Origin of the sequence: Rhizobium sp. ERR 942, assembly GCF_007828395.1 — a bacterium.
Lineage (GTDB): Bacteria > Pseudomonadota > Alphaproteobacteria > Rhizobiales > Rhizobiaceae > Rhizobium > Rhizobium dioscoreae.
This window is the reverse complement of the sequence record NZ_VIUA01000011.1, coordinates 51,983-77,224: the sequence shown is the minus strand read 5'-3', so window position 1 is coordinate 77,224 and position 25,242 is coordinate 51,983. Positions and strand designations below refer to the sequence as shown.

General features: G+C 59.5%; 18 protein-coding genes. 9 read left to right on the top strand and 9 right to left on the bottom strand.

All coding sequences use genetic code 11. From position 1 onward, the window contains the following. Positions 1 to 2: 2 nt before the first annotated feature. The gene (fba, locus tag FBZ97_RS31460) at positions 3 to 1,067 is read right to left on the bottom strand and encodes a class II fructose-bisphosphate aldolase (protein ID WP_145323822.1); all 1,065 of its coding nucleotides are present in this window, start codon (positions 1,065 to 1,067) and stop codon (positions 3 to 5) included. Positions 1,068 to 1,610: 543 nt separating this feature from the next. Between fba and FBZ97_RS31455 the strand changes: the two genes are divergently transcribed. Next, positions 1,611 to 2,729 carry a mannitol dehydrogenase family protein gene (locus FBZ97_RS31455; protein WP_145323824.1) on the top strand — a complete coding sequence of 373 codons (1,119 nt, stop codon included), beginning with the start codon at positions 1,611 to 1,613 and terminating at the stop codon, positions 2,727 to 2,729. Between the two features lie 245 nt (positions 2,730 to 2,974). Here FBZ97_RS31455 and FBZ97_RS31450 read toward each other — a convergent pair whose 3' ends face one another. The 6 genes from FBZ97_RS31450 to FBZ97_RS31425 all read right to left on the bottom strand — a co-directional run bounded on the left by FBZ97_RS31450 (position 2,975) and on the right by FBZ97_RS31425 (position 10,617). Further along, entirely contained in the window at positions 2,975 to 3,970 is a 996-nt protein-coding gene (locus tag FBZ97_RS31450; RefSeq protein ID WP_246661916.1) for a lipid A biosynthesis lauroyl acyltransferase, read from the bottom strand. Further along, positions 3,967 to 5,448, bottom strand: a complete 1,482-nt coding sequence (locus FBZ97_RS31445; RefSeq protein WP_246661915.1) for a cytochrome P450 — start codon at positions 5,446 to 5,448, stop codon at positions 3,967 to 3,969. The genes FBZ97_RS31450 and FBZ97_RS31445 overlap by 4 nt, the downstream gene beginning before the upstream one ends. A 98-nt stretch (positions 5,449 to 5,546) precedes the next feature. Further along, positions 5,547 to 6,791 (bottom strand): diaminopimelate decarboxylase, encoded by a 1,245-nt coding sequence (gene lysA, locus FBZ97_RS31440; protein WP_145323826.1) that lies wholly within the window; start codon positions 6,789 to 6,791, stop codon positions 5,547 to 5,549. A 107-nt stretch (positions 6,792 to 6,898) separates the two neighbouring features. Next, entirely contained in the window at positions 6,899 to 8,080 is a 1,182-nt protein-coding gene (locus FBZ97_RS31435) for a PLP-dependent transferase (RefSeq protein WP_145323828.1), read from the bottom strand. Between the two features lie 15 nt (positions 8,081 to 8,095). Further along, on the bottom strand, positions 8,096 to 9,466 hold the full coding sequence (locus FBZ97_RS31430; RefSeq protein WP_145323830.1) for an MATE family efflux transporter: 1,371 nt from the start codon (positions 9,464 to 9,466) through the stop codon (positions 8,096 to 8,098). Then, a complete protein-coding gene (locus FBZ97_RS31425) occupies positions 9,466 to 10,617 on the bottom strand; it encodes a GNAT family N-acetyltransferase (protein WP_145323832.1) in 1,152 nt (383 codons plus the stop codon). The genes FBZ97_RS31430 and FBZ97_RS31425 overlap by 1 nt, the downstream gene beginning before the upstream one ends. 325 nt (positions 10,618 to 10,942) lie before the next feature. Here FBZ97_RS31425 and FBZ97_RS31420 point away from each other — a divergent pair, with 325 nt between their 5' ends. From FBZ97_RS31420 to fhuB, 8 genes are all read left to right on the top strand, one after another. Then, positions 10,943 to 14,920, top strand: coding sequence for a non-ribosomal peptide synthetase (locus FBZ97_RS31420; RefSeq protein ID WP_186449576.1), 3,978 nt, complete (start codon positions 10,943 to 10,945; stop codon positions 14,918 to 14,920). A gap of 31 nt (positions 14,921 to 14,951) precedes the next feature. Further along, positions 14,952 to 16,271, top strand: coding sequence for a lysine N(6)-hydroxylase/L-ornithine N(5)-oxygenase family protein (locus FBZ97_RS31415; RefSeq protein WP_145323835.1), 1,320 nt, complete (start codon positions 14,952 to 14,954; stop codon positions 16,269 to 16,271). Next, positions 16,272 to 16,991, top strand: coding sequence for a 4'-phosphopantetheinyl transferase superfamily protein (locus tag FBZ97_RS31410; protein WP_145323837.1), 720 nt, complete (start codon positions 16,272 to 16,274; stop codon positions 16,989 to 16,991). Between the two features lie 164 nt (positions 16,992 to 17,155). Beyond that, positions 17,156 to 17,746, top strand: coding sequence for a sigma-70 family RNA polymerase sigma factor (locus FBZ97_RS31405; RefSeq protein WP_145323839.1), 591 nt, complete (start codon positions 17,156 to 17,158; stop codon positions 17,744 to 17,746). A 59-nt stretch (positions 17,747 to 17,805) separates the two neighbouring features. Next, positions 17,806 to 18,279, top strand: a complete 474-nt coding sequence (locus tag FBZ97_RS31400) for a GNAT family N-acetyltransferase (RefSeq protein ID WP_113352450.1) — start codon at positions 17,806 to 17,808, stop codon at positions 18,277 to 18,279. A gap of 66 nt (positions 18,280 to 18,345) precedes the next feature. Continuing rightward, the gene (locus FBZ97_RS31395; protein ID WP_186449575.1) at positions 18,346 to 19,158 is read left to right on the top strand and encodes an ATP-binding cassette domain-containing protein; all 813 of its coding nucleotides are present in this window, start codon (positions 18,346 to 18,348) and stop codon (positions 19,156 to 19,158) included. Next, positions 19,148 to 20,053: an iron-siderophore ABC transporter substrate-binding protein gene (locus FBZ97_RS31390; RefSeq protein WP_145323924.1), complete on the top strand. Its 906-nt coding sequence runs from the start codon at positions 19,148 to 19,150 to the stop codon at positions 20,051 to 20,053. The genes FBZ97_RS31395 and FBZ97_RS31390 overlap by 11 nt, the downstream gene beginning before the upstream one ends. After that, complete coding sequence (gene fhuB / locus FBZ97_RS31385) at positions 20,050 to 22,041, top strand: Fe(3+)-hydroxamate ABC transporter permease FhuB (protein WP_186449574.1); 1,992 nt, start codon at positions 20,050 to 20,052, stop codon at positions 22,039 to 22,041. Before FBZ97_RS31390 ends, fhuB begins: the two co-directional genes overlap by 4 nt. A gap of 98 nt (positions 22,042 to 22,139) precedes the next feature. On the opposite strand, the gene FBZ97_RS31380 is transcribed toward fhuB, so the two are convergent. After that, positions 22,140 to 22,721: a dienelactone hydrolase family protein gene (locus FBZ97_RS31380; protein WP_145323844.1), complete on the bottom strand. Its 582-nt coding sequence runs from the start codon at positions 22,719 to 22,721 to the stop codon at positions 22,140 to 22,142. A 199-nt stretch (positions 22,722 to 22,920) separates the two neighbouring features. Next, a complete protein-coding gene (locus tag FBZ97_RS31375) occupies positions 22,921 to 25,110 on the bottom strand; it encodes a TonB-dependent siderophore receptor (RefSeq protein ID WP_145323846.1) in 2,190 nt (729 codons plus the stop codon). Positions 25,111 to 25,242 lie beyond the last annotated feature (132 nt).

Below are 25,242 nucleotides of genomic sequence, written 5' to 3'. Positions count from 1 at the left end.
GCTCAGGAGAAAACCGGGTCGAGCGAACCGGATTTGTAACGCCTGGCCATTTCGGCAACGGAAAGCGGCTGGAGACGCGAAGCGTGGCCGGCCGTGCCGAACTGTTCGAAGCGCTCCTTGCAGAGCTTCGTCAGTGCAGCCATAGCGGGCTTCATATATTTACGAGGATCGAACTCGCTCGGATCCTCCTGCAGCACGCGGCGGATCTGGCCCGTCATCGCCATGCGGCCATCGGTATCGATGTTGATCTTGCGCACGCCATTCTTGATGCCGCGCTGGATCTCTTCGACCGGCACGCCCCAGGTCGGCTTCATCCGGCCGCCATATTTGTTGATGATCTCCTGCAACTCCTCGGGCACCGAGGAGGAGCCGTGCATGACAAGGTGGGTGTTGGGCAGCTTGCGATGGATCTCTTCGATCACGCTCATCGCCAGCACCGAACCATCCGGTTTGCGCGTGAACTTATAGGCGCCATGCGAGGTGCCCATGGCAATCGCCAGAGCGTCGACCTTGGTCTCGCGCACGAATTTCACCGCCTCGTCCGGATTGGTGAGCAACTGATCATGAGACAGCTTGCCTTCCGCCCCATGACCATCCTCAGCTTCGCCCATGCCGGTTTCCAGCGAGCCGAGCACGCCAAGCTCACCCTCGACGGAAATGCCGCCGAGATGCGCCATGTCGGTCACCGTCTTGGTCACGCCGACATTGTAGTCCCAATCTGCCGGCGTCTTGGCATCCGCTTTCAGAGATCCATCCATCATGACCGAGGTGAAGCCGGCCTGGATCGCTGTCATGCAGCTCGAGGGATCGTTACCATGATCCAGATGCACGCAGACGGGAATATGCGGGTAGATTTCCACGACTGCGTCCATCATGTGTTTCAGCATGATGTCGTTGGCATAAGCCCTGGCCCCCCTCGACGCCTGCATGATCACGGGCGCGTTGACCGCATCGGCCGCTTCCATGATGGCGAGCGCCTGTTCCATATTGTTGATATTGAAAGCTGGAACGCCGTAGCCGTTTTCAGCGGCGTGATCGAGCAATTGCCTTAAGGTGATACGTGCCATTCAACTCTCCCCTGGGTCATGATGGGCGGCTAAGATCGCGTGGATGTTGCTGTTTGCCCGACCTCGTTATGGAGATGTGCGCCGTCAGTATGTGACTACGCTAAAATCCGGCAAACAGGGCATGCAGACAGCAAGGTATCCTCAAGCACAAACATAACAGCAAAATATGACAAAATCACAGTTTTTATGAGATTTTCTTCGATTTTCACAAGGAGATCAGTCTCGAATGTGGGGAATAGAGGTTACTGTAGCTGCGGGAGAGATCCGATCGCGCCGCGGCTCCATTATTGATCGTCATTTGCCGGCAACGGCGAGGCATGACGGGTCACTGAATAAACAATCGAAGAATATGCGATCGAGTCCGTGCTCCTCGAGCTGCTGCGGCAGCCCAACCTGCATTCACTTCCATAAAAACATTGACTGCTCATGGTTTCGCTGTTTTCTATAGATAAAAAACAGAAGCCGGCCGGACTGTATGAAAGTTGCATGTTGCCTCAGCCGGACGGTCCTATTCATCAACATCGAATATGGGAGGAAAGTGGCGTGAGCTCGCGGATTATCCAGCTTGGCACCAGCCGGTTCTTGCAGGCGCATGCGGCATTCTTCGTGCACGAGGCACGACAATCCGGCCAGGATGCTGGTCCCATTGCTGTCGTTCAGGTTTCAGGCGCCAGCAGCCGCAGCGGGCGCGTCGCTGCCTTCGGCAATCCGGCTGGCTATCCCGTCATCATACGCGGCATGTCGGATGGGCAACCCGTCGATCGCAGCGTCCAGGTCATGAGCGTCGATCGCGGCCTCTCTGCAGTCGAACACTGGGGGGAGCTGTCAAGGCTCTTTGCCGAGGATGCGGAATTCGTCATCTCCAACACCGGCGAAACCGGCTACCAGACATGGCCGGAGGAAGACCGCTTCGGCACAAACGGCCAGGTTCCGCGATCTTTCCCCGCCAAGCTTGCTGCGCTCCTCGTCAGACGCTGGCAGGCCTCCGGTCGCCCCCTGGTCATCCTTCCTTGCGAACTGATGACGGGCAACGGCCGCGTTCTGAAACAGACGGTCATCGATTGCGCCCGGCTCAACGATGTGCCGGCTGAATTCTATACCTGGCTCGACGGCCACGCTGCCTTCGCCGACACGCTGGTCGATCGCATCGTTTCCGAGCCGATCGAGCCGATCGGCGCTGTTGCCGAACCCTATGCCCTGTGGGCGATCAAACGCGCGCCCGGTGTCCGCGCGCCATGTCAGCATCCAAGCATCGTACTGACCGACGATCTCGCCCCTTATGAGCGCCTGAAACTGCATATCCTCAATCTCGGCCACACCTTCCTTGCCGAAATCTGGCAGCGCGAAAGTCGTCCGGCGGACGAAACCGTGCGCGCCATACTAGCCGACAAGGGCGTAAGGGCGAGGCTCGATACTCTCTACGAAAGCGAAGTGCTGCCCGGCTTTGCCGCAAACGGCATGGGCGACGAGGCGAAGGCCTATGTCGCCACGACACTCGACCGCTTCCTCAATCCTTTTCTAGACCATCGCATCGCCGACATCAGCCATCACCACCCCGAAAAGGTCGCCCGCCGCATCCATGCTTTTCTGGATTGGGCGGATAATGCTGGCAGTAAATCGGGAATGCCCGAGCTGCGACAGATCGCGGCGCGCTATTCTTGAGTGCGCCGATGAGAGGTCTGCTTGAGCCTAAACGAAGATCTGGGGGTGAAGTGGTAATAGGGTTGGACAAGTTACGCCTTCCATCGGCCCTTAAGGCAGCGCAGGCCTGATCTGGGCCGCTTTCCAATTCAATTGCTCAGCCAAAAGTTCGGAGTTCACTAAAGTGTCAGCGGGTGGAGGCGCGTTCCCGATCCACCAGCGAGTAGGCTATCTGCGAAATATGGAGATTGATTCACTACTCTCAGTTACAGCCGATTATCGACAAAATACCATTGCTCCATGTGCGAGCGCACTATGGGTTCTACTACCGTATTCAAATGTGCGACATCATGAACAAGATATTTCCTAACGTCTGATCCTTCAGGGAGCACGAAAGGCTTCAGGGCCGTCAGCGCAAATCGCACCCCCGTCTCCCGGACGATATAAATCGGATAGATTAAGGCATTCGTCCTTCGAGCCATTCGCGCGATGAGCGCATAATTGCCCTCAAGATGCACAGGCCTTCCGAAGAACGGCGCTCGGATATGCCCGTTGAAGCCCTCGTCACAGAACATCAGCAGATTGCCGCCGTTCTCCAGGATTCTCAGGGCCGGGCGCACGAAGCTGCGGCCGGGTTTCAAGATTCCAAGTCCCGCCCTCTTGCGCAAGCGGTTGACGATATAGTGGCGTGAGCGGCGTTTGGGCGGGTCGTAATTCATGGTGACGTCGAGTCCCATGTCGAGAAGGCAATGCCAGAGTACCTCCCAATTGCTGATATGGGGCGCGATGAAGATCACCGGCCTTTTGCTGCAGTGCTCGACCAGTCCTTCGGTGCCAATCATGCGAACGTGCCGTCGTGCCAGTCTCGGCACGACTGAATATTCCGCCATCTGCCGCCCTTGAGAATCGGCATAAGCGCTGAGAAGCTTATCGAGCTCTGCATCGCCAAGCTCGGGCCTGATCATCTTGAGATTGGCTGCGGCGCGCGCATAGGCGCCCTTATGGAATCGCGGAGCCAGAACCCGCCCGAGCCAACCGCCAAGGTCGGAGCAGACGCTCGCCGGCAATAGCGTGAAGGCAAAATAGAGGAAGAGATCTATGGCGTTGTCGATATTCTCATAAAGCCAATAGCGCAGAAATGCCTTGCGCCGGTCGCCGCCAGCGACGAAATCGGCAAGGCGTGGAGCTTTCGGCGGCTCATAGGTCCAGGCCTTGCGCTTTGAGGCGAGAACCCTTTCGTCGCCGTCACCCGGAGCCATCATCCCCGGCGCCTATGCAGTGTCACGGGCATGCCGTCACGCGGACGCAATGTCAGGCGGCATTGTGGCTGAACCTTATGTCCATCTCTGACCCGAACGCGAAAACGCTGAGCCAGGATCGCTAGGCAGAGGATCGCCTCGGTGAGGCCGAATTGCAGGCCCGGACATACACGCGGGCCGGCCGCGAAGGGAATATAGCTGTAAGGCGTCGGCCGCGCCTCGCCGAGGAAACGCTCCGGATAAAAGCGATGCGGCTCGGGAAAGAGAGAATCCGTGCGATGCAGGATCCATGGCACGATCAGCACAAGTGCCGCCTTGCGTATCTTCACGTCGCCGATCTGGTCCGGCTCAGCCGCCTGGCGTGCCAGGATCGGCACCGGGGGATAGAGGCGCAACGTCTCTTCGATAACCGCGCGGCACCAGTCGAGCTTTGCAACATCATCGATCGAGGGAACCCGATCGCCACAGACAGCCTCGATTTCCGCATGAACCGCCTCCTCCACCCAGGGTGCCCCTGCGAGCAGATACCAGGCCCAGGTCAGGGTTGCCGCCGTGGTTTCGTGGCCTGCCATGAAGATGGTGGCGGCCTCGTTGCGAAGCGCCACGACATCGAGTTTCAGCTCGGGATTGCGCTGCTGCCGGCGGATCAGCAGTTCGACCATCGAGCTGTTGTCCCCCTTGCCGGCCAGATGATCTTCGATCACCTGATCGATGATGCGGTGAATGCGTTTCACCGACCGGTTCAAGCTCGGCGTCCTGATGATCGGCAGCCCCTCATCGAAGCCGAGAAAATAGCCGAAATTGATGGAATCGACCAGCGACTGGTAGCTCGCAAAGCCTTCGGTGACCGCATTGGCGCTCTCCTCGCCGAGATCATTGCCGAAGACGCTGCGGGAGATGATCTCCGCCGTCAGCCCGGCCATCTCGAACAAGGCATTGACCTCAGCGCCCTCGCCCAAGCTTTGCCAGCGGTCGGCAAGCTCACTTGCCGTGCTCTGCATGATCGAACCGAAAGCCGGCACGCGGTTTTTATGCACGATATCGGAGACCAGCGGCCGGCGCTGCTTCCAGGTCTCTTTGTCGGAAATGAACAAGCCGTCACCCAGCAGATATTCCAGCGCGCGTCGCATCTGCGGCGTCTTGCGCTCGAAGTTCTCATGGCGCTTGGCAACCACATAGCGGATAGCCTCGGGCGAATTGACGATGACGAGCTGCCGGCCCAGAAGCTTGAACTCCGCCACATGCTCGCGATAATCCGCGCGACGCCAGATCGACAGAAAGTCGCTGCGCGCCTGCAGCATAAGCTTCAGCGGCTGGCCGGGCTTGCCGCCATAATAGGCGGCGTGGGCCGGCTCGAAATATTGCGCGGATTGATCGGCGTGTTCGACGATTTCGGTTTTCTGATCGAGCCAGGCCAGCATAGCGGTGCAGAACTTTCGCGCCTTGCGGCCGGTAACGATGTGAGAACGGCCGAGCGCCACGACGCACGGTCGTGGTCACTATATTCATTTCGCAACCGCAGAAAAGCCCTCACTTGGCCAAAGTAGAGGCTCTTCTTTCGCCTTGCGATCGACCGTGCCTAAAGCGCCTCCAGCATAAGCAGCTCATCCAAAGTCTGGCGCCTGCGGATCAAGCGATGGGTTTCACCGTCGATCAGGACCTCCGGTGCATAAAGACGGCTGTTATAATTCGACGACATGGTTGCCCCGTAAGCGCCGGCGCCATGAAACACGAGATAGTCGCCGACATGGGTTTCGGGCAAATCGCGCGTTTCTACGGTGCCATTGTCCGTCTGCGTGAAAACATCGCCCGATTCGCAGAGGGGGCCTGCCACGACTGACGGGAAGGTTGTTCCGGCGGTATCGCGAGGCGCTGTGCCTGGAATGACTGAGATATGGTGATAACTGCCGTACATAGCCGGTCTGGCAAGATCGCTGAAGCCGGCATCGACGAGCACGAAGCGGTTGCGGCCCATCATCTTGACGGCTCTGACTTCAGCAAGCAATACACCGGAATCGGCGGTCAGGAAGCGGCCCGGTTCGATCTCCAGCCGGATCGGATGGCCAAAATGCGCCTCGATCTCGCGCCGCGCCTTGTTCCAGAGCGAAAAGTAATGGGCGGGGTCGATCTCTTCTTCACCCTCCCTATAGGGCACGGAAAGACCACCCCCAGCCGAGATGGCCTCGATATCGACATCCAGCGCGCGGCAGAATCCGATCATCGCTCCGCAGACGCGCTGCAGATGCCCATAATCGACGCCGGAGCCGATATGCATGTGCAGTCCTACGAGCTTCAAAGAATATTGACGCGTCAGCGCTACGGCCTCCTGTAACTGCTCGAACCAGATGCCATGCTTGCTGGTCTCGCCGCCGGTATTGGTCTTTTTGCTATGGCCATGCCCGAAACCGGGATTGATGCGCAGCCAGACCCGATGACCCGGCGAGCGCTCACCCAATTGATGCAGCATATCGATGGAACCGATATTCACCTCGATCTTGTCGGCAATGACACGTTCCAATGTCGGCCGGTCGAAGACGTCGGCAGTGAACACGATCTCCGCAGCTCCCGACGGATTCCCAGCGGAAAAACCTGCCCGCATCGCCCGCTCGATCTCGCCGAGCGAGACGGCATCGACCCGCACGCCCGCTTTGCGCATCTCTTTCAGAATATGAATGTTCGATGAGGCCTTCTGCGCATAGCGAATGACGTCGAAGGCGGAGAGTTGCGCGATGCGGCGGCGGATCGCAGCGACATCATAGATCCAGAGCGGCGTTCCATATTCGGCGGCAAGCGCGCTCAACGTTTCATTGGAAGGGATGGTCATCTTGTCTCGATCGGGTCAGGGCGGGAATGGATCAACAATGAATAATAATATGGGCGGAGCGACCGTGTCACTCCGCCCCTTTGTGGATACAAGAGTGCTGCAGCCGGTTAGCGCCTGGCGGCGGCAAGTGCCTGCTCGAGATCGGCAATGATCTCCTTGGCAGCGTGCAGCCCGACGTTCAGGCGGATCGTGCGGTCACTGACACCAAAGCGCGCGAAGACGTTGGTCTCCGGCGAAATGCTGAGTGCTGCCTTTGCCGGCACCACCAGGCTTTCCGGCCCTCCCCAGCTCACTCCGATGCGAATGAGGCGCAATGCATCGACGAAATCGGCCACATCGATGCGGTCCGAAACCTCGAAGGAAAACAGCCCGCCAAAGCCGCTGAAAGTGCTCTTTCCGGCATGGTCGCCAAGTGCGGGATGCATGACGTTGGTCACATCCGCATGGGCATCAAGCCAGGACGCCACTTCAAGCCCGGCTTCGTGATGATGCCGCATGCGGAATGGCAGTGTCTCGAGATTACGCAGCACGAGCCATGCCTCGAACGGCGCGAGCTTTGCACCCGTATAGGGGTAGATTTCGCTGTTGATCCGGTCGATATACGCCTTCGAGCCGGTAACAAGTCCCGCCACCGTGTCGCTCTGTCCACCAAGATATTTCGAGGCGGCGTGAATGACGATATCGATACCGGCGGAGAGCGGCTTCTGAAAGAGCGGCGTTGCCCAGGAATTGTCGACCATCGTTACGACGCCATGGCGGCGAGCTGCCTCGGCGATCGCAGTCAGGTCCTGCAGCTCGAAAACCATCGAGGTCGGGTTTTCGAGATAGGCAAGCTTGGCACCCGGAAGTGCAGCAAGCATGGCTTGCGTATCGGTGCCGTCGATATAGTCAACGACCACACCGAAGCGCTTCAGCACTTTTTCAAAGAAGCGGAAGGCATCGCTATAGACGTGCCGGACGGTGACGATACGATCGCCGGGTCCGACGAAGGCGAGAACTGCAGCAGCAATCGCGCCCATGCCGCTCGAAAAGGCACGTGCCTCTTCCGCGCCTTCCATTTCGGCGATCTTGCGCTCCAGAAGCCGCACGGTCGGGTTGTCGCCGCGCGAATAGATCGGCTTCTTCGACCGGCCGGCGAACACGTCCTCCAGTTCCTTGTAGCTATCGAACAGGAAGAGCGATGTCTGGTAGATCGGCGGCACGGCCGCGTCGAACGGATCGTCGCGCGGCGGCATCAGCGCGTCTGGAATAGCGTGGCGGTAGGCATCGAATCTCGGCGTCTCGTTCATGGCGTTCCTCTTGGGTCAGGAGTGAAGTGTCGATTGGCCAACAAGGCGGCCCGGTGCATCGGTCGGCAGAATGGCGAGCCATTCCCTCCATCCGACAAAGCCGCCGAGGACGGCAGCGAGAATGGCTGCGGCAGCGGCGGCGGCAGAGATGCCGGCAAAGCCCATCCAAAGCGGCAGCAGGAGCAGAAGCGGGATCAGCAGATATCCCTGCGGTGCAAGCCCCACGAGCGCGGACAGGCCGGCCCGGCCCCGCGATTGCAGCATGACAAGCAGGACGGATTGAAAAGCTGCAAGCGGAAAGATCGGAAAGAGGTGCCGCAACCAGGCGACTGCCTCATCCACGACGTCCTGGTTATCCGTGAACAGGCGTGCGATCGGCTCGGCAGCCAAGAACAGCAAGATGGAATAGAGCAATGCGACCGGTATCGTCACAGCGAGCATGAAGCGGATCACGGCTTTCAGACGCTCGGCATCGCCAGCGCCGAAGGCATGACTGACGACGCTCTGGGCGCCGAGGCAAAAACCAAACAACGGAAGCTGTCCCAAAGTCATCAGCCGGATGGCAATCGCCGTTGCGGCGACGCCGGTATCGCCGCCATGGACAGCGGCCTCCCGCATCAGGACCAGAAAGCCGAGACCCGTGACAATGCTTGTTGCGGCAGCGGGAAGGCCGATCCGCGCGATCGGCCAAAGCAGTTGCCAGCAAATCACCCCGCCGGTCACGCTCACTGTTCCCCATCGGCGCTGGAAGTAGACGGCATAGCATGCAAGGGCTGCAAGGGACGACACAATGGTCGCCAGTGCCGCGCCGGACGCACCGAGCTTGAAGAGAAAGATGAAGACAGGGTCGAGAACCGCGTTCAATGCGAAGCTCGCGATCAGCACGATCATCGAGAAACGTGAATTGCCTTCGGCGATCGCGATAAAATCGCAGATAGCCTGCAAAAGCCCGAGCGTCACCCCGAAAGCAAGCAGCCGCCCATAATCGAGCCCTGGGGCAAGGAGATTGTCGCTGGCGCCAAGAGCGCCGACAAAATCCGGCAGGCCGAGATAGATCAGGATTGACAAGAGGATGCCGAGCGGGATCGTCGCCGCGAGCGCTGTCGTGGCGACCGACGCTGCGGCTTTGATATCCCCTTCGCCAAGGTAGCGCGCAAGCAGTGTCGCAAGCCCGATACCCAGCCCCTGACCAGCGGCCGCGACAAGCAGAAATAGCGGCATGACCAGACTGATGCCCGCCAGCACGTCCGGACCGAGCGTTCCCAGGAAGATCGCGTTGATCGCATGGTGGCCGGCACTGGCGGCCAATCCTGCCACGGCCGGAAGCGCGACCGCCAGAACGAGCCGCTTGACGCGCGGATCGTTCATATCGACGGCTGTTTTCATCAGGCGCCTCGCGCCAGCGAGCCAAGTACAGGCCGCCCATCTTCTGTGGGTAAGCCGGTGAGATCCGGCAGCAGCAGCCGGTCCATGAAGAAGCGCTCGCGCAGAAGCATGACCAGCAGCGCCTTTTTGTGCGGGAACTGAATATGCTTGACCTTGGCGAAGCCGGAACGATCGAGATTGCGGATTTGCTGGGCGTGATGATGGATCGGCTCGCCGACGATACGGCGGGTGCGCGGATCAGCCAGGAACATGTAGTGCATCAGCGATGGCAGCCAGGCGCTGACGAAGGCTTTTCCGCGGAAATCATCCTCACCGATCGCCACATGCCAGCCGCGGTCGTAGCCGTCGGCGTCGTAATGCGGGCCGATCCTATCTTCTTTTGCCCAATAGAGTTCGAAGTAACCAAAGGGCACATCGCCAAAGGTTCCGATCAGCGGCAGAGTGCGCGGATCGGCAAGGCGGCCTGCGATGAAATCACGATGATAGGAAAGATCACCGCTGTCTTCCCATATAGCGGCAACCCTCGGATCGTTCATCCAGCGATGGAAATGCGCAAGATCGGCCTCGATATCGGCGACATGGAAGCCAAGCTGCGTATTCAGCCAGGGGATGAAGCGGCTGTAGACGCGGCCGGTGGGCTTCGGAGGCCGCTGCGGATGAAGGGCGCCATTCGTCAGTATCGGCAATTCCGGATAGGCCTTGGGCGCACTTCCGAGCCAGGATCCCGCCTGCTGGAAAAAGGATTCGGGCCGCACGATGAGGCGCTCGCCGCTACGTTCAATCGCGCCGGTCTCCAGCAGTCGCCTTGCAAGATCATCATCCGCAAGCGCGATCTCGAAGCAAATCAGATGCGGATTGCATGCCAGAATGGCTTCTGACACGGCGTTGACGATATCCTCGCCAGAAAGCGGCGGAATCGCCGTCGAGATTGTATCGAAGACCAGAAGATTGGTGGCCGGCCCCGATAGATGACCTGAGGCCACCTTCACTTCGTGATGTTCGACGCGGAAACTCCCTGGTGCTGGCCCTGTCGATATGATGAGCGGCTGGCCGCAGACAAGCGCACTGCTCTCAAAGCCCGAAGCCGGCAGTCGCAGATCAAAGGATCTCTCCGCCGCCCTATCGCTCCTGATCGCCAGGGAAGCATCCATATTTCATCTCCATATCTTCAGAAACACGCCGGCTGAGATCGGCAGGCCAAGCACAGCGCTAATTCTGCGGTGACGAACGACGTCGACAAAAATTCAAAATATTTTCCGAAAATATTTTTTGAAAATCTCCTGAATTTTCCAAAACTCCATTCGTCATGCAGCTGCATCGATGTAATTTTCGGAGTAACCGAGTTTATCGACGCCAGAAGTCAGAGATATCAATCGATTAAACTTAATATCTACAATAGATATTGAGATCTATACGCTATTGTATTTCGGTTGATTAGATATGTATTTCAGTACACCCAGGGAGAATGGCGAAGAAATGACTGTCCACGATCGGAACGCCAAGGCAGCAAACGATAAGGATTACCTCGCCAAATGCTCGCTATCGCCAGCACAGTCCCGTATCTGGCTCCTATCGGAGACGGGTAACGAAGTCGTCTACGGGCGACAAATACTCGGGATCGTCTTCCCTTCGATCTCTCTTGACCTCGCGCGCGAGGGCCTATCAAAACTTTCTCGGCAACATCCCCTCATCACCTCGGAATTCGAGGCGCGGGCGGGCGGCGCCGTCCAGCAGATCCTGAAGAACGATCGTTTCGTCGAGATCATCGAGACGACGTTGACTGCAGGCGAAAAACCGGACGAGGCGTTGACCGCGGCTGCTACGGCGGAACAGGCCCGCCCGATCGACCTTACCGATGGCAATCCGGCCCGTTTCATTCTCCTGGCGCAAGAAGGGCGGGCGGTGGGTGCACTATTTTCCCTCCACGCAATTCTTGCCGACGCTGCGGCGCTCGACCTGCTTGCAACGGATTTCCTTCGCAACATCGACGGTCACGCCCCAGCGGATATCGTAGAGACGGCGTTGCCCGACGCCGCTTCGTGGATGATTGCCAATGGTGCACCACGCCTTGCGGCACCGGAGCTAATCGACTTCTGGTTCCAGCGGCTGACGGCTCAGGAGAATATTGCGTCGCTCCTGCCGCAAACATCGGCGGGAAAGAACACGGCCGACGAGGCATGGTTCGAGCATATGCTTGACGTGCCGATACAATCGTCCGCTGACATCTCCGAGGACATGCTTGCCTCCCTCGGGATCGCCCTGCGGCGCCATACCGGATACGGCACTCAGAGGATCGGCCTGGTCACGCGTCCGGAAAGGCAAAGAGTTGCCGCCCGCAACGAGGACGTGTTGATCCTGATGTCGGAACTCGACGGCGCCATGACGCTCACGGACGTTCGCAATGCATTCGTCAAGGAAATCGAGACCGTAACCCGACAATTCCTGCCCTTCGAGGCCCTTGCCGATGCATTGATAAGACGGGACGAATCCTTCGACACTACCGGCCTCGTCAAGACGCTCCTCGATGTGCGTCCGCCCCTGCGTCTCCTGGAAGCAACATCGAGCGACGTCGCGTTGCGCAGCCCCGTCGAACCGCAGGCGCGCCGCGATGCCGATCTGGTCGTTACCGTTTCCCCGGCATCCGCAGGCAAACTGCGTATCAGCATCGGCTTCGACCCGCAGAAGCATGATCGAAAGCAGATCATCCGCTTCGCCGATGATCTTGCCATTGCGCTTGCGCAGTTGAATGCCAATCCCGGCGCACAGGTCAAACACATCCCCTTCGTGTCGCCAGAGGAATTGGAGAGGCTTTCCGCACCCTATCCCGACGCACCGGAAGCGGACGACGGCACACCGATCCACGAGGTCATCTCCGCGCAGGCGAAAAGGCGGCCGAACGCCTTTGCCGTCGCACAGGGCGAGAAATCCGTGACACATGGCGAACTCGAAGCTGCCGCCAACCGGCTGGCCCATCGGCTGATCGCGATGGGGATCGGCCCGGAAAAACGCGTGGCTATCGCCCTTGAAAAATCGATCGACGCGATCATCGCCATTCTTGCTGTATTGAAGGCCGGCGGCGCATTCACGCCGGTGGAGCCGGATCATCCTGAGGCCCGCAATCGTCACATCCTGACCGCTCCGGGCCTCTCGCTCGTCATCTCCCGGGCAAAGCATATCGCCAACCTGCCGAGCGATATCGCAACACCCTATCTTAATCTCGATGCCATCGACCTGTCCGCGGAGAGCGTCGACGCACCGGCAACGATCATTGCCCCGCAGCAACTTGCCTATGTGATCTACACGTCAGGCTCGACGGGCGTGCCGAAAGGCGTCGCCGTCGAGCACGGCCCGCTCGCCCACCATTGCAAGGCGACCCTGCGCATCTACGAAATGAGCGAGGAGTCCTGCGAATATCCGGTACTGCCCTTCACCTCGGACGGCGGCCATGAGCGCTGGATGGTGCCGCTGATGGCAGGCGGCGGTGTGGTGCTGACGCAGGACAAGCTTGCCACGCCCGAAGATGCCTTTGCAGCCATGAAGCGTCACGGCGTCAACAATGCCAGCCTGCCCACAAGCTATGTGCGCGGCCTTGCCGAATATGCGGGCGAGAACAACGAAATCCCGCGGCTGCGGCTCTATTCCTTCGGCGGCGAGGCGCTGTCGCAGGCGGTGTTTGACATGATCACCGAGAACCTGAAGGCGCAGCTGCTGATCAACGGCTATGGTCCGACCGAAACGATCATGACGCCGATGATCTGGAAGATCCCGGCGGGAACTCGCTTCGAAGGGACCGTCGCGCCGATCGGCCGCGGCGTTGGCGATCGACGCATCTATGTGCTCGATGCCGACCTCGCGCCCGTCCCGGTCGGTGTAATCGGCGAAATCTATATCGGCGGCAGCGGCCTGGCCCGCGGCTATCTCGGCCAGCCGGAGCTGACGGCTGATCGCTTCATTCCGGATCCCTTCACACCGGGCGGACGACTGTACAAGTCAGGCGATCTCGGCCGCTGGCGCGAGGACGGCATCGTCGAATTCGCCGGCCGCGTCGATCACCAGATCAAATTGCGCGGCTTCCGCATCGAGCCAGGCGAAATCGAAGCTGTGCTGCGCTCGGACCAACGTGTCGCCGAGGCTGTCATCCTGCTGCACAATGACGGCGGACGTAGTTCTCTGGTCGCCTATGTGGTGCCGCGCGAGGGCGAAAGCTTGAGCGTGACAGAATTGCGCCGCACCGCCATGACCGCCTTGCCCGATTACATGGTGCCGCAAACGATCATGCTGATCGACAGGCTGCCGATGGGGCCGAACAGCAAACTGGACCGCGCCGCCCTGCCGGTACCGCGTATCGAACGGGAAATGGCGGCGCCCGCCAATGACAAGGAAAAAGCAATCCTGGAGGTCTGGAAAGACATCCTCGACATCGGCGATATCGGCGTCACGGAGAATTTCTTCGATATCGGCGGACAGTCTCTGATGGCCGTGCGCATCGTCTCGCGCCTGAAGATGCGCCATCCCGAATGGCCGCTGACGATCGCCGACATGTTCAACCATCCGACGGTTCGCGACCTGGCACTGGCGATTGACGGCAACCGCGACGAAACCGGCGTCGATGTCGTCTATCTTCGCCGCAGCGGCGACCGGCCGGTGCTCTATTGCTTCCCAGGCCTGCTTGTAAGCACACGCGAATATATGCGGCTTGTCGACTATCTCGGGCCGGAACAGCCGGCGACCGGGTTCATCTGCTATTCGCTGACCGAGACCAAGACGCTCAGCACCCGAGTCGAAGATATCACGGCGCGCTATGCGGAAGCCGTGCGCAGACAAGCCAAAGGCCGGCCGTGCGCCTTCCTCGGCTGGTCGTGGGGCGGGCTGCTCGCCTATGAGGCCGCGCGTCAGCTCGGCGATGACATCGATCTGCGCATGATCGGCATGGTCGATGTCTGCGACATGGACGAGGAGTTCACCGTCGGCATCATGCCGCGCTTCGAAGACGGCATCCGTGATCGCACCCATGCTGCCGTGCAGAGCTGGCTTGCGACCACGCCGATGCGCGAGGACTGGAAGAGACTGTTCGCCGCCATGAACGAGGAGGTTTACGAACAATTCCTCCACCATGTCGTCAAGCATAACGTCAAACTGCCAACGGATGGTCCCGATATCGGCTCGGAAGAACATACGTTCTGGATCCTCATCGATAATGCGATGATCTTCCGCAACTACCGCCTGGAGCAATCCGATTTCCGCATCCATGCCTTTGCGGCCGAGGATTCTCTGACGCGCGCCCTCAACGTCATCGACTGGCGGCGCTATTCCCCTAACGCCACGGCATCGGAGATCGTCACCGGCACCAACCATCTGACGATCATCGGCAAGACGCCCTTCCACCAGCGTTTCGCCCGGCGGCTCGATCATGCCTTTGCGCCGGCGCCGCTGTCCAAAGACACCGTCAAGTAACCCCTCTTCGACATCATTCTGGAGCTGCATCATGACATCGCACGTGCTCGACCTCGCCGGGGCCGGTATCGGTCCCTTCAACCTCAGCCTTGCCGCTCAGCTCGATTCCATACCGCAACTTTCCGTCCGCTTCTTCGAGCGGCGCCCATCCTTCGCATGGCATCCGGGAATGATGCTGCCGGGCGCGGAAATGCAGACCTCCATTCTAAAAGATCTGGTAACCGCCACCAACCCGACAAGTCCGTGGAGCTTCCTCTCCTATCTTGTTGCGCATAAACGCTTTTATCAATTTCTCAATGCGGAATATGAAGCCGTTCCGCGTAAAGAATTCGCCGACTATCTCGGATGGGTCGCGCGCGGCCTGACGTCGCTGCGCTTCGGCGCCAGCGTCCGGGAGGTCCACGCCAACGACGGCTTCTTCTCCATTGCCACCGAGGATGGCGCGATCAGCGCCCGCAATCTCTCCGTCGGCGTCGGCAAGATTGCATCTCGTCCGGCCTGGGCCGAACAGCTGCCCAAATCCATGACCTTCCACAGCAGCGAAGCGACGCAGCGTATCGGTGATGTCAAAGCGCCCCGTGTTGCCGTCATCGGCGGCGGCCAAAGCGGGGCGGAGATCGTCGATGCGCTTATGGATCTGAACAGGGTTTCATCCATCCATTGGATCAGCCGCCGGCCGAATTTCGAGCCGCTCGATGCTACGCCATTCACCAACGAGCTCTTCACGCCAAGCTATATGGAACGCTTCCATGGGCTTCCCGAGGAGCTGCGGCTTACGCACACGAGCCGGCAGGTGCTGGCGAGCGACGGCGTTTCCGCATCCACCTTGAAAAAGCTCTATCGCCGCCTCTACGAACGAAAACTCGATGCAGGCGGCCGTCCCGATCACGGCATATCGCTACGCCCCTTCCGCAACGTCATCGCAGCCGAGCAGGATGGTCCCGAAATCACGCTGACCATGCGCAACGGTTTCGATGACAGCGTCGAAACGCTTGTTGTCGACATGGTCGTCTTTGCAACCGGCTATCGCTTTGTCCTTCCGCAATTCCTGCATTCGCTTGAAAATCGCATCGAACTCAACTCCATCGGTGAACCGGTGCTGGAAAGCGACTTCTCGCTGGCCTGGGACGGGCCGCGTGAGAACCGCATCTTCGTTCTCAATGCCGGGCGCCATAGCCACGGCATCGCCGAACCGCAGCTCAGCCTCGCCGCATGGCGCAGCGCCGTGATTGCCAATGCATTGCTCGGTCGCCCACATTTCGATCTCGATCAGCTCGATCCCATCGTACAGTGGGAAACGCACGGGCAGCCGTCGAACCTTCCCTCTCACATGGGACAGGCAGCGGAATAGGTGAAGACGGCCCAACCGGGGGAAGAGACAGCGCAGGTAGAGCTTCATAGCCTGTACCTTTCTGACGAGCTTCCCGTACCGAACTCGATTTTGAGCGAGGCAGAAAAAAGCCGTGCCGCAGCATTCAGATCATGCTCGGCGCGGCGCCTTTTCGTTGCCGGACGGGTGCTGTGCCGAAGCATTATCGCCAATCTGCTTGGCTGCGCCCCGCAAGCACTTTGTCTCGCGATTACCCCATCCGGCAGGCCCCACCTGCGTGATTACCCCGACATCGACTTCAATCTCTCTCACACGAAAGACCACATAGCGCTCGCGATCTGTCGCGGCGGCCGCATCGGTATCGATATCGAGCGCCTCGACGCATTTTCGGAGAAGGAAGCCTCCGAGATCATGCCGATGATCCTTTCCGAACAAGAGCTCAACCAAGTCCAGCAATTGGAGAGGCGACAGCGGCACGATGTTTTTCTCGCCTGTTGGGTTCAGAAGGAAGCTGCACTGAAGTGTTTTGGCCACGGTTTTCTGGCCGACCCGCAAGGCGTGATGCTGATGCCGGGAAATACAACCTTTGAAAGCAAAAGCCGGATATCGGACGAAGCGATTTTCATCCGTTCCGGCAGGATCAGCAATGGAGAAAGCGGGGATTTTCAATGGGCTATCGCGACATCAAGGGCTACAGCAAGACCGGAATGGCAGCATCACAAAAGCGGGATTTTCTTCTAGATCGCTAAAAAAATTAAAATAAAATCAGGTGGATAAACCTTGATTTAGGAGATGCTTCGCTTTTCGCCTCCGCTATCTTGACTATCATTGTCATGTTTTATAGGTTCCCTCTCAAAAAGAGGGGCACACAGAAATGCAACTTTGGATTTCAGCGAGAGCCCGACATGATTGCCAACCATTCGCAGTCGACTTCCAATGAGCAACTCCAAACAGCACTTCACGCCTATCCGAAGCTCCTCTCCGTCGCACGCAGGATCACAGGCTGCATGAGCTTGGCCGAGGATGTCGTGCAGGAAGTTCTCCTGCAACTGGTCTCCAAGCCACTGAAGGAGGATATAGCGGCTCTCACGCCCTATGTGATGCGCATGGTGCGCAATCTGGCAACCGATCATATGCGGCGCCGGCAATATGAGCGCGGCCTGTTCGTCGAAGAGGAAGTCGGCGGCAATACCTCGGCCTATGGAAGCCCCGAGGAGCATCTTCACGAGGCCGAGGCCTACAAGGCCTTCCGCTGCACGGTCGAATCCATGCCCGCCAGAACCCGGAAGTTCTATGAAGAGCACTATTTCGACGATATCCCCCAAAACATCATTGCCAAGGAGGCGGGCGTATCGTGCGCCCTTGTTTGCGGCCTCCTGCGGGAGGCGCATTCGCGATGCCTCGCCGCCATTTCGCTTGAGGCCGACCATGCTTGCGCTGCCGGCGGCAGTCACAAACGAAACCGAACAACACGGGTGCGCGAGATGCGGGTCTAGTGGTGGTTCGCCACCATCGCCTGCGAACCGCGCTCCACCGCCAGGAAAGGGAAGAACAGATGCAGGAAGCCATCGAGATAACCAAATCCAAAGGCGCTATCTGTCGTGACATCATGTCGGAATTGACCGACTGGTTTACCGACCCCGATGTCATCGAAGCCTGTGCGGGTGCCGTGGAGACTCTGCCGATGTTCGGCTGCGTCGAGGCGGATACCGTTGCCGGCTTCGTTGCGCTGCGCGCCCATCCGCCAGCCGCCATGGAGATTCTCGTGATAGCAACCAGGCGCCGGCACCATCGCAGCGGCGTCGGCAAGCGATTGCTGGCCGCAGCCGAGACCTTCGCCCGCTCTTCCGATTGCAAGCTCCTGACGGTCAAGACACTCGCGCCGCGCGGCAGGGACGAACCGCAATATGAAAAGACCCGCGCCTTCTACGATAGAAACGGCTTCATCCGCGCCGAGATATTCCCGACCCTCTGGCGTGAAAGCGATCCGTGCCTCTTCTTCGTCAAGCCATTGACTTCAATAAACTAACCAGGCCACCCGCCGGCCATCGGAATTTCACGAAGCCAGCGCGCTTCAGCAGGAATGATAATGACCATGAACGACAAAACGATCACCGGATACGATCAGAATCACGCAACCGTCTTCACGACGGAAGGCCTGCGTTTCGAGGTCGACGGCAAGACCATTCTGCACCCGCTCGATATCAGCTTCAAGGCGGGCGAGATTTCCGGTCTGATCGGCCATAACGGCTCCGGCAAATCCACGCTGATCAAACTGCTGGCTCGACAGATTCAGCCGACCGGCGGGCGCATCCTGTTCGATGGCGTAGCCGCCAGCTCCTATGACATGCGTGCCTTCGCCCGCGCCGTCGCCTATCTGCCGCAGGATACCAGTTCGGCCGCCGGCATGACCGTCGAGGAGCTTGTCGCCTGCGGGCGTTATCCCTGGCATGGCGCGCTCGGGCGGTTCACCGATATCGATCGGGAAAAAGTCGAGACCGCGATGAAGCTCACGCATGTCGATACGCTGGCAGGCCGGATGGTGGATACGCTCTCCGGCGGCGAACGCCAGCGTGTCTGGATCGCGATGCTGGTTGCCCAGGACAGCCGCTGCCTGTTGCTCGACGAGCCGACATCGGCACTCGACATCGCCCACCAGATGGAAATCCTCGGGCTCGTGCGCGAGCTTTGCCGGACGAAGGATCTGAGCGTCATTCTCGTCCTGCACGATATCAATGTCGCGGCACATTTCTGCGATCATCTGCATGCGCTGAAGCAAGGGCGCCTCATTGCAGCAGGCCCGTCGCCAAGCCTCATGAAGGCCGAAACGCTCAATACGATCTACGGCACCAACATGGGCGTCACCGCCCATCCCGTGCATGGAACGCCGCTTGCCTATGTCATTTGAAAGCAGCTTCGAGAACCTGATGCTCTCCCGCCGCACGCTGCTCGCTGCTGCGGCACTTTTTGCCGTTCCGCAAGTGGATGTGGCTGCCGAAACCATATCCGGCCCGATCGTTTCCCTCGATTACGGCCTGGCGTCGACACTGCTGGCGCTCGGCGTCACGCCCGCCGCCATCGCCTCGCTTGCCGATTGGGACACATGGGTCGTCGAACCGAAAATGCCTGGAGGTGTCATCGATCTCGGCACCACCAGCGAGATCAATTTCGAGGTCCTGGCAAGCGTCAAGCCGGCCCTCATCTTGACGACGCCCTATCTTGCGCCTTTGAAGCCGCAACTGGAGGTAATTTCGCCGGTCCTGGAACTGACGATCTATGCCGAAGGCGGCGAAGCTTTGCCACGCTCCATCGAGGCGACGCGTCAGTTGGCCGACGCCATCGGCAGGCGGCAACAGGCGGAAGAATTCCTTGCCCGGTCGGAACAATTCTTCGACGACTGCGCAAACCGCGTCAAAAAGCTCAACCCTCCGCCATTGGCGCTCATCAATTTTGTCGACCCGCGCCATGCCCGCATCTATTGCGGCGCTGGCCTCTACCAGAACGTCATGACCAGGATCGGGCTCAAAAACGCCTGGATCAGGCCGGGCGATTACTGGGGCTTCGAGACGATCGGGCTGGAGCAATTGGCGACGCTCGATCAAAGCCTGCGCCTCATCGCATTCGAACCACTGCTACCGCCGAACGTTCTCGACAATCTGCAGGATAGTCCGCTGTGGACCAGCCTCCCTTTCGTTAGAGACGGACGCGTCTCCGTGCTGCCGGGCACATTGATGTTCGGCATGGTGCAGGAAGCGGAGCGCTTCGCGCGCATATTGCTTGACCATTTGGAAACAGTCGCATGATCCGCACCGAAGCAAATAACGTCCTCGGTGCTCCAACCGTGGCGCTGACGCTGTTCGTGCTCGCCAGCCTGCTTGCCTGGCATCAACTGGCGCCTGACCTTTCACGCTTGTTCGAGCAGGAAGCAGGTTACGATCCGCAGCGTTTGCTGCTCGTCTATTCAACCCTACCGAGGATCGTTACCGCATTGCTGGCCGGCGCCGCACTTTCGCTCTCTGGAAGCCTGCTGCAGCAGGTGCTGCGCAATCCACTCGCCTCGCCCTCCACACTTGGCATTTCCGCAGGCGCCAATCTTGCGCTCGTTGCCGTCATGCTCGCCTTTCCGGCCCTTCAGGGCCTCAGCCGCGACGCCGTTGCCCTGTTCGGCAGCGCCGCCGCTGCGGCAGTCGTTTTCCTGATCGGTGCAAGGCGGGGCTTCTCGCCCTTGGCACTCGTGCTTGCCGGCCTGATCGTCGGCGTCTGGAGCGGAGCGCTTGCCGCCATTCTCGTCCTAATGAACGATCGCTATCTCTCCGGCCTCTTCATCTGGGGGGCTGGATCGCTGGCGCAGCAAAGCTGGACCATTCCGCTTTCCCTTCTTCCGAAAATCCTCATCCTGTCTTCCGCGGCCTTGCTCATGGCGCGGCCTTTGGGACTCATGGAGTTAGGCGATAACGGCGCGAGCGGGCTTGGTCTGTCGGTCAAGCGCACGCGCATTGCTGCCGTTTGCATCGCGATTGCGCTTGCCGCGATCGTCACCAGCTCGGTCGGCGTCATCGGCTTCATCGGTCTCATCGCGCCACGCATCGCTCAGCTTGCCGGCGCCCGACAGATGAAAAGCCAGCTCGTCTGGTCGCCCCTCATCGGCGCAGGATTGCTGCTGCTGACCGATGAGGCCGTGATGCTGCTTTCTGGGGCCTCTTCGACCTTCCTGCCGACGGGTGCCATCACCGCTTTGCTGGGCGCGCCATTGCTGCTCCTGATGCTGCCGCGCCTGAAGGCCGTGCAACGCAGCACGCCGTCTCCCTCTCAGAATGCCAACCGCGCCTTACACGCACCGCGCGTACTCTTGCTTGCATCAGTTCCGGCGCTCGTCCTTCTGCTGGCCGGCGCGGTCTTCTTCGGGCGCGCACCGGATGGAACATGGACGCTGCTTGCCTATCCCCATTGGCTCGACGTGCTGCCCTATCGCCTTCCACGCGTCGCCGGTGCCTTTGCTGCGGGCACGATGCTTGGCGTCGTCGGCGCCATCCTGCAACGGCTCACCGGCAACGAGATGGCAAGTCCGGAGGTTCTAGGCATTTCGGCGGGCGCTACCCTTGGCGTCACCGCCGCACTTTTCCTTCTACCCGCTCCCGGCATGGCCGCTCAACTGGGCTTCGGTGGTATTGGTGCCTTCGCCGTCCTCATCGCCATCTTCCTGTTCGGCATCCGGTCCGGCTTCGCGCCGGAACGGGTACTTCTGACCGGCATCGCGCTCGGAGCTATGCTGGATGCCTTCATCAGCGTGCTGGCCGCGAGCGGCGATCCGCGTGCAATGATCGTGATGCAATGGATGAGCGGATCAACCTATCTCGTTGATACAACGAAGGCAATCTCTGCGACGACAGCAGCAGCGACAGGCGTTGCGCTTGCCTTTCTGACCCGTCGCTGGCTCGATCTGCTGCCGCTTGGGACCCAGGCGGCCCAGGCAATCGGCGTTCGCGTCAACTTTGCCCGGGCCTGCCTCTTTGCTCTTGCCGCAGCCATGACCGCAGCCGCCACCCTCGTCGTCGGGCCTTTGAGCTTCATCGGCCTCATGGGGCCGCATCTGGCACGCGAGCTCGGCCTGCGCCGCGCCGCACCCCAGCTTACCGGCGCGGCACTCGCCGGCGGCGGCCTCATGGTGCTCGCGGACTGGTTCGGCCGAATGATCGCCTTTCCCTACCAGATGCCCGCCGGCCTGGTTTCCGCCCTCGTCGGCGCCCCGCTGCTGCTGATATTACTGATGAAGCGGCGCAGAGCAGCATAGTCTGACGTAGCAGACGCTCACCGAACGCGGCATATATGCAAACGGGATGCTTGTGCTAGCTGAAGGCGGGCAGTGTGCTTGTGTTGCTCTGGCTTCGATCAGACGCGATCGAGGAACTCAAGCACTCGGCTCGTCAGCAGTGCGGTTGCACCCTCATCATACGACGGGAGAGAACTGTCGGCGAAATAGTGTTGATTGCCGGGATAAAGGAAAAGCTTCGCGTCCTCGACCTTTGCCACGATCTCTCGGGCGGCATCGATGTCACCTTCGCCTACGAAGATTGGGTCGTTTTCCATCCCATGAATCTGGACCGGGACGCCATGCGGCCAAGGTCCGAAGGCCCATTCGCCACTGATCGGCAGGCAGGAATGGAAGAAGAGAGCTCCTCGGGCTCCGGGCCGTGTCTGGGCCAGCTTCTGGGCAGGTAGCACACCGAACGAGAACCCGGCGTAGACAAGTGCAGCAGGCAGCTCGTCGGCGACGCGGGCGCCGCGCTCCCGCATATGGTCGAATCCAATTCCCTCGATATAAGCGAGCCCGTCTTCGATGCTCTGGAAAGTGCGCCCGTCGAATAGGTCAGGCGTGTGCACGATGTGACCGGCGCCCCGCAACACATCAGCGAACGCGCGCACACCCGGGGTCAATCCCTGTGCGTGGTGGAACAACAGGACCTCGGCCATACGGAACCTCCCCCCTGGAATGGTCGGGCACATCTTCTGCCAGGCTACAGCCTCATCGCCGCATCGGCAAGAATGCGGATATCTTACGCGATAGGCTCAGGCGGCAAGGCAGCCTTACTTACAATAAGGTCGAGTTCGGCCGACGAGGAGGCTATCAGGGCGGAGCGGGCGCCGCACAGAATACGGCGCCCCGATAAATTTACCAGCGATACTTCAATGAAGCCGTGACGTTGCGGCCCTGTCCGAGGTAGCAATAGCCCTCGTTGCAGACCGTCAGGCGGCGGTTGGCAATGTTGCGGACGTCAACAGAAGCGATGAGGCCCTTGTATTTCTGGTCGATCGCGCCGAAGTCGTAAGAAAGCGCAGCGTCGAGATAGAAGCTCGCGTCGTTCTTGGCGGTATTGGCCGTGCTGGTGTAGGTCTCGCCAGTATAGCGAATGCCGGCGCCGACGGTCAGACCCTTGGCAGCCGAATCCTCCTGGAAGGTATAGTTCGACCATAGGCTGACGATGTTCTTTGGCGTCACCGCAGGCGCGTTGCCTTGATCGTTGCCCCGCGTAATTTCGGAATGGTTGTAAGAGTAGGCGGCAATCACGTCCCAGCCATCGGTGATATTAGCCCTGGCTTCCAGCTCAATCCCCTTGTTGGTGACCTCACCCAGCGACTCATAGACGAGCGTCAGCGGGTCGACCAGGACCGGCTTGTTCTTCTCGACGAGGTGATAGGCAACGGCTGAGAGCAGGATGTCGGTGCCCGGCGGCTGATATTTCACGCCAAGCTCATACTGCTCGCCCTTCGTCGGATCGAGGATGCTGCCGGAAGCAGACCGCTGAGTGACCGGATTGAAGGAGGTCGAATAGCTGGTGAAAGGCGCAATGCCATTGTCGAAGAGATAGACTGCACCGAGCTGGTAGGAAAACGCATTCTTGTTGAGGCTGTCGTTCGTGGTCGTATCGGTGGAAACAATGGTGGTGTCGGTCGACTGCTTCACCCAGGTCTGACGGCCGCCAAGCGTGAAGCGCCACTTGTCGAGTTCGATCTGATCCATAGCATAGGCGCCGAACTGCTGCAGGCGGCCATCAACCCGACTGAAATTATAGGCGGGCGTCGGACCCGATACTCCGTAGGTCGGGTTGTCGATATCGAAGTCATAGGCGGGGCTGGTCGTTGCATCCATCCCATAGGCGAATGAATCGCTCATACGGGTATAGTCGAGACCGAACAGCATGGTGTGGGCTGCCGGGCCGGTATCGAATTTGGATTCTAGCTGGTTGTCGACCTGGAAGACATTCATCCTGTCGCCGATCGCGGTCGCATAGCGTTGCGCGACGTCTCCGACCCAGTCGAGGGTGCTGAGATAGCGTGCTTTCAGATCAAGATGCGAGAAGCGAAGGTTCTGTCGGAAGGTGAAGCCGCCGTCGAACTCGTGTTCGAACTGATAGCCGACCTGCTGCTGCTTGGTCCTCTGATAATCGTAATCCGGGTCGCTGTCGCGATAATCGAGAACATTGCCATCAGGGCCGATCATTGCGCCGGGATTTGCGTCCGTCTCAGTGGATTGCGCCGAGCCATAGATGGTGATTTTCGTCGCGTCGTCCGGCTTCCAGGTGAAGGACGGCTGGATCAGATAACGATCGTCGGCGATATCGAAATTGGTGTCGCCCTTTCGCGCCAGGCCAACGATGCGATACAGCATGCTGTCATCGTCTTGATTGACCCGGCCGCCGAAATCGAACATCGTCTGGGCACGGTCCGATGTCCCGTAGAGAACACCGACCTCCCTGATCGTCTCGTCTGTCGGCAGCTTCGATATCTTGTTGACGATGCCGCCCGGAGAACCGGCACCGTAAAGAACGGAAACAGGCCCCTTGATGATCTCGACGCGATCGAGTGCATAGGGATCAGTCCGGAACATGGCGTAGTTCATATAGGGCTGACGCAACCCATCGCGATAGTCGCCGTCGGTGGTGATATCATTACCGCGAACATAGATCTGGTCGAAGCGCGGATCGAAGCCATAGGAGCCGGTCTGGACGCCGGCAGAATAACGCACAGCCTCGACGATGTCCTGCGCGCCGCGCTCTTCCATTTCCTTCTTGGTGATAACCGAGACGGAGCGAGGGGTTTCGACCAGGGGCGTATTGATCTTAGTGGCGCCCCTACTCTTCTTTGCCGCTACGGTCGTATTATCGCTTGCGTCGCCCGACTGTCCGCTGACGACGATCGGCGCGAGTTGGGTGGCACCTCCATCATTCGCATTGGCCGCAGCTTCCTGCGCAAAGGCATTTCCACTTAAAGCAACCACTGTTGCAAGTGCGGTGGCGCCGCTTGCAAGCTGGAATTTCTTACGTGCCAAATTACTGATATAATTATGGGATTTCTGCCTCATAAGCCCTTTGCGCCTGCCCGTTTTGAAAAAGATGGCGCAAATTAGTTCGCAGGCACCGCCGGCGTCAAGAATACATGAGTGCAAGAGTCATATTTTTTATTGGTTTCCACCCTCATGTTGCAGAATGGCTCC

Excerpts from the sequence above, each read along its gene's own strand:
- fba (WP_145323822.1), bottom strand. The coding sequence starts at position 1,067 with ATGGCACGTATCACCTTAAGGCAATTGCTCGATCACGCCGCTGAAAAC.
- FBZ97_RS31450 (WP_246661916.1), bottom strand. The coding sequence starts at position 3,970 with ATGATGGCTCCGGGTGACGGCGACGAAAGGGTTCTCGCCTCAAAGCGC.
- lysA (WP_145323826.1), bottom strand. The coding sequence starts at position 6,791 with ATGACCATCCCTTCCAATGAAACGTTGAGCGCGCTTGCCGCCGAATAT.
- FBZ97_RS31435 (WP_145323828.1), bottom strand. The coding sequence starts at position 8,080 with ATGAACGAGACGCCGAGATTCGATGCCTACCGCCACGCTATTCCAGAC.
- FBZ97_RS31430 (WP_145323830.1), bottom strand. The coding sequence starts at position 9,466 with ATGAAAACAGCCGTCGATATGAACGATCCGCGCGTCAAGCGGCTCGTT.
- FBZ97_RS31425 (WP_145323832.1), bottom strand. The coding sequence starts at position 10,617 with ATGGATGCTTCCCTGGCGATCAGGAGCGATAGGGCGGCGGAGAGATCC.
- FBZ97_RS31420 (WP_186449576.1), top strand. The coding sequence starts at position 10,943 with ATGACTGTCCACGATCGGAACGCCAAGGCAGCAAACGATAAGGATTAC.
- FBZ97_RS31415 (WP_145323835.1), top strand. The coding sequence starts at position 14,952 with ATGACATCGCACGTGCTCGACCTCGCCGGGGCCGGTATCGGTCCCTTC.
- FBZ97_RS31405 (WP_145323839.1), top strand. The coding sequence starts at position 17,156 with ATGATTGCCAACCATTCGCAGTCGACTTCCAATGAGCAACTCCAAACA.
- FBZ97_RS31400 (WP_113352450.1), top strand. The coding sequence starts at position 17,806 with ATGCAGGAAGCCATCGAGATAACCAAATCCAAAGGCGCTATCTGTCGT.
- FBZ97_RS31395 (WP_186449575.1), top strand. The coding sequence starts at position 18,346 with ATGAACGACAAAACGATCACCGGATACGATCAGAATCACGCAACCGTC.
- FBZ97_RS31390 (WP_145323924.1), top strand. The coding sequence starts at position 19,148 with ATGTCATTTGAAAGCAGCTTCGAGAACCTGATGCTCTCCCGCCGCACG.
- fhuB (WP_186449574.1), top strand. The coding sequence starts at position 20,050 with ATGATCCGCACCGAAGCAAATAACGTCCTCGGTGCTCCAACCGTGGCG.
- FBZ97_RS31380 (WP_145323844.1), bottom strand. The coding sequence starts at position 22,721 with ATGGCCGAGGTCCTGTTGTTCCACCACGCACAGGGATTGACCCCGGGT.
- FBZ97_RS31375 (WP_145323846.1), bottom strand. The coding sequence starts at position 25,110 with ATGAGGCAGAAATCCCATAATTATATCAGTAATTTGGCACGTAAGAAA.